Raw genomic sequence first — 12229 nt, 5'->3', positions numbered from 1 at the left:
TATGCAGAAAATATAATTTAGTTGTCAAGGGATGGTGAAAAAATGGTGAAAAAGTTATATGTATCAATAGTAGCCGCTATACTGTTATTAACCTTAGTGAATAGTTCACTAGGTAAAATGGAAACACAACAGTACTCCCAAAAAGCTAAAAGTTCTGGGAATCAGTATATGGTATATAGAATGATGGTCGATCCCGGTGGTGGTGGATAATTTTTCTGTATTTTATTTAAAATATATATTTTTACAAAAGACATCGTTTTGAACGGTGTCTTTTGTGATTTTATAAACTGTTTTATAAATCCTTAGACGGGGAATTGTGAAAAAATTGTGTTGTTTTTCACAATATAAAAGCAAAAAAGGGAGGGGCAACAATGGGAAGAATGGGATTAAGCGTAAATGAATTATTAGAGATTGTGAAAACAATTGATTTACAAACTTTTAGTGAAATTTTGGAGTTATGTGCGAGCTATGAACAAGAGGAATAGGAGATTACCTATTCCTCTTGTTCAACTTGCGCTTTTAATTGACTAGCATATTTTAACAATTCCTCTTCAATACGGGGTTTATGTTTATCTGGTACACTCATGTATCGTTCATAGAGTAATCTGGCTAAACGCTCAACTGGATCTTCACCTTTAATACTTTTTAAGAGGTCTTCATCCGGAATTTCTTTTTTTAATAAAGAAGACACACTGACATTTAAATAAGTAGCAATTTCTTCTAATTTATTTAAGCGTGGTGTTTTTTCTCCAGTTTCCCAACTAGATACAGTTCTATATGTAGTATTTAAATCTTCAGCCATTTCTTTCCGACTTACTCCTTTTATAGCCCTTAATTTTTTTATATTTTTCCCCACAATATTTTTATCGATTGTCATTTTATTTATCACTCCAATTTTATAATTTTGCATAGTAACATAAGATTTCTAAAAAAGACATCAACACCAAAAGTGTATAAAATGAGAACTTAAGGTGTTGACTTTAGGCTCAAAGACTAATAAACTGTATATAGGGGGTGAGACACTTGACGATTTTAAGAGAATTTCGTGAATCAAAGGGTTATACAATTAATGAGGTTTCAAAAGGTTCTAAAATTCCAGTAAGTACTTTGTATGATATTGAGTCGGGTAGAAAGGGTTTAATTTCTAGTCGGGCAAAAAGTATATCGGATTTTTTGGGAGAACCAGTCGAAAAGCTTTTTTTGGCAACATATTATCGAGCAAAGTTGAAATGAATCATTTTCACGAAAAATAATTATACATTTATATTGTAAATGAACAATCTATAAAAGGTACAATTTTATAATTATTTTTTAAAATATAATTTCGGAATTCAATAAACATACAGTGAAGAATTAGAAGGAATCGACACCGCCTACACCACATCCACAAAAAACGGAGTAAATAGAAGCACCGTAACCACAGGTACCGACCAACCACAAGTAATCGGAAAACCTGTCATTCCACAAATAGAGAAATCACAACAGATTGTTATGAAACCACAACTAGAACAAACGCCAAAGAAAATTGAAACGTATCTTCCGACAACAGGCGGTAAAGCCGAAAATCCATACATAAAATGGATTGGTCTTGCATGTGTCGTACTTGGCTTAATAGGAGCCGTATTTGCAGTAAGAAACCGTAAGAAAGCTCAATCTTAGTATGAAAGAATATGAAGCTCATTTTAGCGAAATTGATGAAAATCCGTTAGGCTTTGCTATTATTGGATGTCGAAATGCATGTATATTCGTAATTCCCATTTGGACAGTTGTTCTTTGGATAGGGAGCAAGATATAAGAAACCGAGAGGGAGATGGAATGAAATGTCAGAAATCTACGTCGGTAAAATGAAAAATTTAGGGAAACCTGGGGAAGGCGTTATGCGGCGCAAGAGTGCTTGGTTGTCTGAAGAATTGATGCAAGCAATTTCAATCGCTCAAACTGTAATTAAACCATTAAAACAACATGATTATTGGATAGAGTCCGCTACGAAATTATTAGTAGGAAGTATTTTATATTTGGATCAACGGCATAAAAACTTATACTACCTAGATGTGAAGAAAGTTATTCAGTTCATGGAAAAAATCTATGAGAGCGAAGCGAACTTGGTAGAAGTAGTGGATTCGCTCGAGAATGAGCATCCAGCTTATCATATCTTCCATGAGCTAGGTCTTTATTCAAAAGAAACAAGGGATGCGTTAACTATCACTTTGCTATACATTCTTGAAAAACATCAACGTGAAAAGCAAGGGGAACAAAAAGAGTATTTTGGGTTTCAGTAGTAGTCAGAAGAGGGAAATGAAATAGAAAGGAGTGCAATACATGTTAGGCGTAGCTAAGAAGTATACAAAGGTGATTAGAGTGTTGAAAGAACTGAATGAAGGAGAAAAGGTTGCAGGTATCATAAAAGCTCGTTTTGGAGCTTACAAATCGGTCATAGAAGATGTGCAGGAAACAACCAATGATTTTATTTTTATTTTTGATCCAAAAGGCATCTTTTATGAAGATACAAATCATGAAAAACGAGAACAAGGGTATCGCATCATCAAACATGATTTATTAACTGGTTATGAAACGCTACAAATGGATCTAAAACAAAAATCCGTTGTGTACATCAGTGTAGAAACGGAAATAAGTACGTATCAAGAGAGAGGAGAAGCATTATCTAAATTTCTTCAGTATCTAACAGAATGCAAGAATATAAGACCAATTCACCTGGTATTTCATCAATATGATTTGTACCCGATTCCTCATATGGAGCAGTTTTTGAAAGAAAGCGCAACATACCACATTCAGCATTCAATCGTAGTTGAATCTCAATCCGCATTACAACACATATACGGAAAAGAGGCAGCACAACGCATCATAACCTCGTATAACACAACAATCCTAGCATGATATGAAGCACTCGTTCACTATTTCATCCTATCTAGATGGCTAGAAAACTAGACAAGGGAGAAGCGACTTTCTCCCTTCTTTATCAAAAATAGGAGGCGTTCATATGGGAAAAGAAAAAAGACTCACATTTTATGATATTGCGGCATCACAAGCTCATAGTGTTAAAACTTTTGATGGAAAAACATACGAACTGAAAGGCACCATCGCAATTGAAAATAGCACAGGAAGCATTGAAAAGGTGGCTCAAATTTATTATCAAGTGCGCTCGGTTAGAGATGAACATCAAAACTTAATTGCTAAACGAAAAAATAAACATGCGGAATTAGTAGCTGTCAAACAAAAATGTAAATAAAAAAAGCGATTTTGAAGTGTGCTGAGAACATAGCACAAAGTAAGTTGTTCTTTGACAATTTAGATATATATTGTGTATCTCTTCCTTTCAGTAATGATGTAGAAAGGTGAAATATACAATATATATGCGTGCCTCCCTTCGAAAGGTCACTAGAGGGATTTGGTATACGATTATCGTTGGGTGAGTAAGATCGTAAAACTCATCTGTGACCACTGGGAAATGCAGTGTATCAAAGACCTGTTTGTGTCAGTACTCGTAAGGAATATCCCATTTTGACATTCTGAAGAAGCGAGGAACATCACAACAGTAGATACATAAGGTTCTACGTTCATGCCAAAATACGTAGTGCGATATTGGGCATATAGAAGCTAGGTCGGGGTTAGTTTCTATAAGCATGCCAATACAGGGTTCGTCATTCCAGCCATAAATGATATTTCCATTTTCCATCCCACTTTCCTTTAAATGTTATAAAATAAAGACAGATGTTGAAGTTTAAAAGTGTCTCATCACACTTCAAAATCGCTTATTAAAATATGACATAGGGGGGAACATGCATGAGTCGTAAAGGGTGGATCATTTCCGCTGTTGTTGGACTGTTAATTGCAATTGGTATTGGTTCAACATTTGTCTTTAGCTCGGGAAAAGGGGAAGTAATGGAACTTAGTCCGTTAGAAATGAAGAAGTTCATGAGTGATGATGGAACAGGTTTTGTTATGCTAAATTCTACTAAGAAGAAAAGAGAAAATTGGCTTCATATTATAAAAAAAGCAGCGCAGCAAGAAAAAGTTCAGATACAAGAATTGAATGAAAAGCGTGAAGATGTACCAGGTTCAAGCAACCCTTATGATTGGGGATTATCACAAAGAAGAGATTCTCTTGCTTATTATGAAAAAGGAAAATTGAAAAAAGATATTGATTTTTCCACATTTAAAGAGTTAGAACTTGAAAAAGAAGTTACCTATTTTGTTCAAAATTGCAAAGAGCAATATCAGAAGTAATCACATAATCATTGAAAGGTGGTGATATAGTGGCGATTACACAGAGGGAATTAAAAAAAGAAAAAGATATGGTAACAAACCTATTAAGAGCCAATGGTCAGGATTATAACCATTGGCTTCATTTACATCATCAGAAATACATTGAAGAAAATCAAGATTTAGTAATGAAAGCTTTACAAGCTTATAAAGCAACATCAACAGAAGTAAAAGAAGACAGCAAGGCGAATGAATCAAGTCAGCTTAGTAACGTATAAGCACTTAAAAATGAAAAGGGAGTGAATGTATATGTCAATGTTGGAAACATTATCTCAAATGTTAGTGTTAGGTGATGCGATGGACGGTCTAATTAATACAGGGAATTCATTTATTGCATGGATGCAAAGAGGAGCAATGGTTAGTACAGCGAATGTCTTTTGCTGGGGCGCTTATCTACTAATTTGGGGCGGTGAGCGAGGAAGACATAAATGTATATGGTGGTTTCTTGGTGGGGCAGCCGGACTTGTTATCGTAATGGGATGCCAATACTTAGCAGAGAGCGTAAATAGCAATGTGAAATTTGGTCAAATCTTATCCCCGTTTTTCTGGATGAAATAGTGAAAAAATATAATTAAGGCAATGAAGAGGCTATGCAAAGGGTATGGCTTTTTTTGTTGCCTTTTTTTATTAGAATTTGAATTTGAGACAAAAAGGAGGCTGGATTATGGGGTTTATCGTACAGTCCTTTAAAGAGTTTTATAGTAATCCAGTAGGATTCTACTTGATCGTGACACTGATAACTATGTTAGCATTTACTGTTTGTTATTTTATTTTCATGTGTATGGTGTCAACTGAGCGAGCTTTTGATTTTTTAGGAAGATTGTTAAGAGACCTTTTACCATTAGCGTTTTTATTTGCTGTCTTCCTTGTATTAGGTTCTTTTGTGTACTATGCATTTTAAGATCAATCGAAATGAAAGTAAATATAAATCAAATGGAAGAAAGGAGAAGCCATGTTTGTCATTTTTAAGAGTAGTAATGGAACTGAAATTGAGTTGGGTAAGCAATATTCGTTTCATGAAGCTTATATCTTAACGAAGCGATTAGAACGAGTTTATAGAGAGGCAGGGCGGCAAGAACATATTGATTTCGATTTGTTAGATGGTCATTCTAATGAAATTTATAACGGTACGTTATCACTTGGTTCGAGATATGCAGATCACATTTTTGATCACATTTCTAAAAAAATGAATGTGATGCAATTAGATCCAGAACAAGAGGAACAAAAGAAGGAGCTGTTAGAAACATTAGAAAGAGAAATCAATGATTCTCCTTTTCATGAAGAATATGAATATCAAGAAGAATCATCAAAAAGGAAGGAAGAACCCTCTTATAGTCCAGCGGATGAAGTAAAAACACTAGTAAAGCCTGGAAAGGAAAATAGAAAAGGATTCAAGATTATTGCGAGTGTCATAGGAAGCGTGGTGTTAATTGGAGCTGGTGCCATATTTGCCTTTAAGTTATTCTCTTCCGAACCAGTTTCGAGTGCAAATGCTGGCTCGGAACAATATGTAGTAAAAGGATTACAACAGGCAGCCATTCAGCAGTATGGAGAAGCCGTTAAATACTTCGATAAGGTCAATTACACAGAATTAGATAAAGATAGTCAGAAGGCAGTTCTATTTACTTATTTATTAAATGGAAAGGCAAATAAGGCCTTACAATATGAACCGAAATTTGCAGAAAGTGTGGTTGCTTATTTTATTGGGATAGACAACATGAATAAAATCAATGAAATTGATGTCAAAAATGATGTAATCGACTTTGAAAAAGCAGCACTTAATAAGAAATATGAGGAGGTAATTAAGCTTAAGGGTAAAGTCAATATGGACGGTAGACGTGAAAAACTTATTGTTGAAGCTTTTGTAAATCTAAAAAAATATGAAGATTGTTATTCCTTTGCTAAAACGCAAGGAAATAAAAATGTAATGAAAGAGGTCAAAGAATTAGAGAAACGAGATATTCAACAATCTACGATAAGTGAAGAAGAAAAGAAAGCTAAGATTGAAAAAATTGATAAAGATCTACAGAACATCTAAGGGGGAGAGAATAACATGCCTTTAAATTATGAGAATCTGTACAAAAAAATGGGAATTGTTTTTCTTGGTGGTTCATTGATATTAAGTACGACAGGTTGCAGTTGGTTTGGAAGTAAGGAATCATCAAAAAGTAAATCAGCTATTACAAAAAAAGTAGATAAGAATAAGCCGGAGGAAAAGAAAGAAGATCTGAACAAACAAGATTTTGAAGCAATTACAGAGAATGCAATTCAAAGTAAGGATAATGAAGTTGCTTATGTACTCGAAGAGCTGGATAAATCAAAAATTAATTTTAAAGAAAAATCTATTGTAAGTAATCTTCAAAATGGAGATGATACCACTTCTCGTGTTCTAGCACTCTTTGATAAAGAAATGGCAGATAAATCAATTCAAGATACAACAAAAGACAATGTGATTGCAGCTATTACAGATAATAAGCCACAAGTCACCGTGAATGGAGATCATTTTGCATTCGGTGATCAAAATATTGATTCTTCAGTAGCGAGTATAGGTGATATTCTTCCACCAGAGAAGAAACCAGATACAATTGTGAACCCACCAATTATAACGGAGGGTGAGAATGGTAATACGGAAAATACAGGGACAGAAAAACCAAAGCCACCAATAGAGCCGGAAAAACCAACAAATCCAGAGAAGCCGACAGAGCCGGAAAAACCAACAAATCCAGAGAAACCGACAGAGCCGGAAAAACCAACAGATCCAGGTAAACCGACAGAGCCGGAAAAACCAACAGAACCAGGTAAACCGACAGAACCGGAAAAACCAACAGAACCAGAGAAGCCAACAGAACCAGAGAAACCAACAGAACCAGAGAAACCAACAGAACCAGAAAAACCAACAGAACCAGAGAAACCAACAGAACCAGAGAAGCCAACAGAACCAGAGAAACCAACAGAACCAGAGAAACCAACAGAACCAGAAAAGCCAACAGAACCGGAAAAACCAACAGAACCAGAGAAGCCAACAAAACCAGAGAAACCAACAGATCCAGGTAAACCGACAGAACCGGAAAAACCAACAGAACCAGAGAAGCCAACAGAACCAGAAAAACCAACAAAACCAGAGAAACCGACAGAGCCGGAAAAACCAACAGAGCCAGAAAAGCCAGCAGAACCGGAAAAACCAACAGAGCCAGAAAAGCCAACAGAACCGGAAAAACCAACAAATCCAGAGAAGCCAACAGAACCAGAAAAGCCAACAGAACCGGAGAAAACAACGAATCAAGAAAAGCCAGTTCTGAAACAAAATGAAAAGATGGTAGCGAGTAAATAAAGAAAAAACAACTGATATTGCAAAAAGGTACTCATAAAAAGAGTACCTTTTTAATTTGAAGCTGGATTGAACAGAGGTGAAACTTTGATATGTATAGTGAAAAGATATCAATCAAATATAAATTAGCTGAAAAAGAAGTACTCATTCCATTGAGTGCTTTTTTGTTTGTTGGAATGTTTTTGATCGCTAATTTTTTACTCAACTTATCTTTAGAGCTGATAGAAACAACATTTAGTGATTTATTACATCCTAAACCATTCCATATGGAGGTAGGATTTCTTTTTCAGATGCCAATTGCAGAACATCCAATTTACTACGTGCTTGTTTTCCTTGTAGTAATTGGAACCATTGCAAGAACAGTGTACAAATTGAAATCTTCCTTTAAAAACTTAAATAATCATGAGAAAGGATCTAGTCGTTTTACAACAGTTGAAGAGCTGAAAAAGCAGTATCGAGCTGTACCGGATCGAGAGGAATCATTTAAAGGTGGCGGTGGTGTTGTTATTTCACGATTAGGTGACAAGGTATTTATTGATGATAGTCCAGTAAATAATTTAATCATTGGTACAACACGCTCTGGTAAAGGGGAAACCTTTGTATTTCCTACAATTGATGTCTATTCTAGAGCGGAACATAAGCCATCTTTAATTTTTAACGATCCAAAGGGGGAATTGTTCAGTGCATCGAAAGAAACGCTGGAAGAACGAGGGTATCACATTGAAGTTTTGAATTTATTAACTCCACTTGATTCTATGAGTTATAACTTATTGCAGCTTGTCAAAGATGCTTATAAAGATGGGGATTATTCAACGGCACAGGCATTATGTAAGACGCTCTCACACACTTTGTATTACAACCCAACTGTAAAAGATCCTTTTTGGCAACAGTGCGCTATGAGCTTGTGTAACGCCATGATATTAGCCGTTACAGATAAATGTATTGCGGAGGGTACAGAAGAAAAAATCACAATGTATGCAGTTGCAAATATGTTATCAGAACTTGGTTCAAAAGAAGTAATTGTAGATCCGGAAGCTGATCCACAAAATGCATTAGATTTGTACTTTGAAGGTTTACCAGCGGATAGTGTTGCGAAGATGCAATATGCAACCTCAAACTTCTCGAAAGGAACGACACGAGGTGGGATTTTCACTCAAACAATGAATGGACTTTCTATTTTTACATTTGATGAAATCGCTAAAATGACCGCAAAAAATAGTGTGGATTTAAAACGTGTCGGTTTTGGAAAAACGATAAAAGGAAAAGTAGCACCTAGAAAACGAGTAGAAATTATATTTCCGGATGGCTCAAAGGAGTCTATCAAAGCAGATATTACAGGGCGTTTTGCATTAGATTTTAAGCAAGTAATACAAGTTGGAGACACCATTCAATGTAATGAAAAGGAAAATCCTCAAACGAAAATATCTATTTCCATTACAAAAATAGATGAAAAAACGGGTCATACAGAATTTAAAGTAGTAGAAGAACATGAAGATATGAAAATAACAAAAGTGGATTATTTCAATAAACCAGTTGCTATTTTTATGATTACACCAGACTTTGATTCTTCGAACCATGTGATTGCTTCTATTTTTGTAAGGCAGCTTTATTTTATATTAGCAAAGGGTGCATCCCTCGCTCGTGGAGGAAAATGTCACCGTGAAGTGATTTTTTGCCTAGATGAGTTTGGAAATATGCCGAGTATTGAAGGAATGGCAAATATTATCACGGTTTGTCTTGGTAGAAATGTTCGCTTTAACCTTGTAATCCAGGCATATGCACAATTGAAAAATAAGTATGGTGAGGATGCAGATACGATTGATGGAAACTGTGGGAATACCATCTATATTCTAACTAACGATCAAGAAACCGCCGAAAAAGTGTCCAAAAAACTAGGGAATCAGACAATTAACCTACCTTCCCGAAGTGGAAAAGGTCTTTCTACTGATAAAAATAAAACGGAAGGTCTAGATCAACGACCATTGTTAACAGCAAATGAACTTATGAATTTTAAAGAAGGAGAAAGTGCCGTTATTCGTGTCATAAAACGTCAGGATAATAACAGAAAACGGATCAGACCTCGCCCGATTTATAATACGGGGGAAACAGCCCTAAAATACAGATGGGAGTACTTAGGAGTAGAGTTCGATACAGATAAATCTATTTTAGATATAGATATTGATTCTCTACATGATGATGTAAATCCAAAATCACTTATTGTAGATTTTCTAGGAGAGAGAAAAGCAGAACAAATTGAGAAAAAAACATCAGAACCAGAACAAGTACAAGAACAAGAAGCTTCTTCCCAAATAGAGACACCGCAGCCAGTAGAAGAACCAACAATGATGGGAATTGATGAAGAGATTCCGGAAGAGGCGTTTCAGCAGGAAGATAGCCCGTTTAATTCCCTCTCCATTGAAAATTGGAAAGAAAAAACGGTTAATGAATTTTTCGAATCTGATCTAGCAGTTTTGAAATTGGTTGATAAGTTCTTTTTAGCGCAATTAGGTAAATCAATAGATGAAGTTGAAAATCAAGAAATGGGCGAGTTTTACAGTGAATTTCAAATGTTAGCTCATAATGACCACATCGACAAAAGTGTTTATCAAGCAGTCGAAAACAAGATTAATCGAATCTTGCGTGATTTAGAAGAAAAAGAACAAGTAACAAGTTAGAAAGCACTCAAATGATTGAGTGCTTTTTTGAATCCAAATATAAAGGGGGAAGAGGTAATGGGTGTACCGACAATAACGGATAAAATGCAATTGATTTTAGATAGCTACTCGCCATTTGTGACAGAAGAAAATGAGATCATTCTTGGTCTAGAAGATGCGGTTCTTTTCCTTTCAGTAGATCGGGAACAAAAAGGGAAATTGATTATTCGTATTGATAGACTGAATGAAAGGGTGAATTGGACAGCAAAGGAAGTATTAGGCCAGTAGTAAACAAGAGAGGAGGATAAATGGTGAAAGATGAAGAGATTTTAAAAACTATAGAAGCGTTCTCGGATTATCTTCAAGTAGGAGACATCGTGAATTATGTATTACGTTGGCTAGGATGGTTCCTAATTGTAGGTTTATCTTTAGTTGTAGATGCTTTAGAAGGTGTGACAGATGCCATACTAGGGATTAAAGGATTTTTTAATTCACCGGAAATACAAAATTTTGTTGATATGTTGTATCCATTGTTTGTCGTTCTTTTAGCCATATCGTTTTTATATATTGGCTACATGTTTATTATGAATAAACAAATGAACCGTTCTCAAATTATCATCAATATTTTTGTAACCCTGAGTGTACTTTGTTTATTAAGTACTGGTATGACAAAGGTTGATAAGTTCACCGATGACGCCATAGCGGTTGTAAAATCAGAACAAAAAGGCTCTTTGAGTGATGAAATTATTAAGAAGAACATAACGGATATTGCAGTAATAGATGAGAATAAATGGAAAAAGAAAGAAGACATGAATCCGAAGAATCATATTCCAGAAAAAAACATCAGGCAGATAGATATTACTGAAAAAATAGATAAAGATTTTGAATTTGCAAAGGATAAAAAGTTATCAGATGATGGACAGGAAATTTTAAAAAATAAAAGAGTAATGGATGGGATGGGAGTTGCATCTTTAGCTGAATTAAAAGATGGATGGTTTGATTTCTTCCCAGAAAAGTATTATCGCTGGCATTGGAATTTCTGGAATATATTCTTTACTTTACTGATAACAGGATTAACTTTGTTGTTAGTAAGTATTAAGTTAGCTAGATTATTTTATGAATTGGCATTTAACTATTTGTTAGCGAACATATTAGCACCAGCCGATGTTGCGAATGGTCAAAAGTTAAAAGCTGTATTATCTAATATCCTCAATATATTTATAGCAACGATTATGATATTCCTATCTTTGAAGCTATATCTAATGGGTACGGCATTCCTCCATGACAAACTAAATGGTGTACCGTATCTGATTGCATTAGCGGCATTTAGTATGGCAGTGCTAGATGGTCCGGCAGTCGTAGAAAGGTTATTTGGAATAGATATTGGATTAAAGAGCAGTTGGGGCATGTTAGTAGGTGGTTTCGCACTTGGTAAAGGAATTGGCAGTCTCGCAAATTCAAAACCAATGAAGAGTCTCGGAAATATGATTGGAAAAGGAGCGAAAGGTGCAGCAGAAGGAACGGGTGTTGCAGCAGCTAAAACAGCAAGTGCGGCAGCGATGGCACCAGGTGGCGTGGCAGGGCTTATAAGCGGTTTGAAAAAAGGGAATGAGTCTGAAAATAAAGAGTCCTTGCAAGATCAAATGAAAAAAGCGGATCAGAAAAAAGCAAATGGTAATGATTTAGCAAAAAAAGAAAAAGAAAAAGGGAACTTAAATAAGGAAGAAGGTAAAAAGAATGGTGGTGTGCCATCTATTCAAGAAGATATGAAAAAAGAAGGGAATGAAAATCTAGGGGTAGCAAATGGGCAAGAATCGGGAACAACAAGTCTTCAAGATGAAATGGAAGAAGCTGGAAAAGAAAATGAAGCAAATGAAGGAAATCAAACACCAGGAACAGTAAGACAAGGGGCAAATGAAGGAAATCAAACACCAGGAACAGTAAGACAAGGGGCAAATGAAGGAAA

The 12229-nt window shown here is 35.4% G+C and carries 14 protein-coding genes and 1 pseudogene; 14 read left to right on the top strand and 1 reads right to left on the bottom strand.

The window, feature by feature from the left end; translation table 11 throughout:
- Positions 1-493: 493 nt before the first annotated feature.
- Complete coding sequence (locus ACQGSG_RS21755; RefSeq protein WP_000151002.1) at positions 494-877, bottom strand: helix-turn-helix domain-containing protein; 384 nt, start codon at positions 875-877, stop codon at positions 494-496.
- Between the two features lie 146 nt (positions 878-1023).
- Between ACQGSG_RS21755 and ACQGSG_RS21750 the strand changes: the two genes are divergently transcribed.
- The 14 genes and pseudogenes from ACQGSG_RS21750 to ACQGSG_RS21685 all read left to right on the top strand — a co-directional run.
- Positions 1024-1233, top strand: a complete 210-nt coding sequence (locus ACQGSG_RS21750) for a helix-turn-helix domain-containing protein (RefSeq protein ID WP_071714091.1) — start codon at positions 1024-1026, stop codon at positions 1231-1233.
- Positions 1234-1336: 103 nt separating this feature from the next.
- Positions 1337-1659 (top strand): annotated as a pseudogene (locus tag ACQGSG_RS21745) (LPXTG cell wall anchor domain-containing protein); the annotation flags it as partial.
- Between the two features lie 161 nt (positions 1660-1820).
- Complete coding sequence (locus ACQGSG_RS21740; RefSeq protein ID WP_426947994.1) at positions 1821-2279, top strand: TRAG family protein; 459 nt, start codon at positions 1821-1823, stop codon at positions 2277-2279.
- A 40-nt stretch (positions 2280-2319) separates the two neighbouring features.
- A complete protein-coding gene (locus ACQGSG_RS21735) occupies positions 2320-2895 on the top strand; it encodes a hypothetical protein (protein WP_426947993.1) in 576 nt (191 codons plus the stop codon).
- Between the two features lie 103 nt (positions 2896-2998).
- Positions 2999-3247 (top strand): hypothetical protein, encoded by a 249-nt coding sequence (locus ACQGSG_RS21730; protein WP_000514061.1) that lies wholly within the window; start codon positions 2999-3001, stop codon positions 3245-3247.
- Between the two features lie 554 nt (positions 3248-3801).
- Positions 3802-4245, top strand: coding sequence for a hypothetical protein (locus ACQGSG_RS21725; protein ID WP_426947991.1), 444 nt, complete (start codon positions 3802-3804; stop codon positions 4243-4245).
- Between the two features lie 29 nt (positions 4246-4274).
- On the top strand, positions 4275-4499 hold the full coding sequence (locus ACQGSG_RS21720) for a hypothetical protein (protein ID WP_426947989.1): 225 nt from the start codon (positions 4275-4277) through the stop codon (positions 4497-4499).
- Between the two features lie 31 nt (positions 4500-4530).
- Positions 4531-4839, top strand: coding sequence for a hypothetical protein (locus ACQGSG_RS21715; protein WP_426947988.1), 309 nt, complete (start codon positions 4531-4533; stop codon positions 4837-4839).
- 106 nt (positions 4840-4945) lie between these two features.
- Positions 4946-5182 carry a hypothetical protein gene (locus tag ACQGSG_RS21710; RefSeq protein WP_097854448.1) on the top strand — a complete coding sequence of 79 codons (237 nt, stop codon included), beginning with the start codon at positions 4946-4948 and terminating at the stop codon, positions 5180-5182.
- A gap of 51 nt (positions 5183-5233) precedes the next feature.
- A complete protein-coding gene (locus ACQGSG_RS21705) occupies positions 5234-6319 on the top strand; it encodes a hypothetical protein (protein WP_426947986.1) in 1086 nt (361 codons plus the stop codon).
- A 15-nt stretch (positions 6320-6334) separates the two neighbouring features.
- The gene (locus tag ACQGSG_RS21700) at positions 6335-7612 is read left to right on the top strand and encodes a hypothetical protein (protein ID WP_426947985.1); all 1278 of its coding nucleotides are present in this window, start codon (positions 6335-6337) and stop codon (positions 7610-7612) included.
- Between the two features lie 89 nt (positions 7613-7701).
- Entirely contained in the window at positions 7702-10284 is a 2583-nt protein-coding gene (locus ACQGSG_RS21695) for a VirD4-like conjugal transfer protein, CD1115 family (protein WP_426947984.1), read from the top strand.
- Positions 10285-10341: 57 nt separating this feature from the next.
- Positions 10342-10551, top strand: a complete 210-nt coding sequence (locus tag ACQGSG_RS21690; protein ID WP_048567227.1) for a hypothetical protein — start codon at positions 10342-10344, stop codon at positions 10549-10551.
- A gap of 23 nt (positions 10552-10574) precedes the next feature.
- Positions 10575-12229 (top strand): pLS20_p028 family conjugation system transmembrane protein (locus tag ACQGSG_RS21685; protein WP_426947981.1); only part of this gene is annotated, 1655 nt, incomplete at its 3' end.

The organism is Bacillus sp. GMa5/1, from assembly GCF_050172015.1.
Lineage (GTDB): Bacteria > Bacillota > Bacilli > Bacillales > Bacillaceae_G > Bacillus_A > Bacillus_A cereus.
This window is presented reverse-complemented; position numbering and strand designations above follow the sequence as displayed.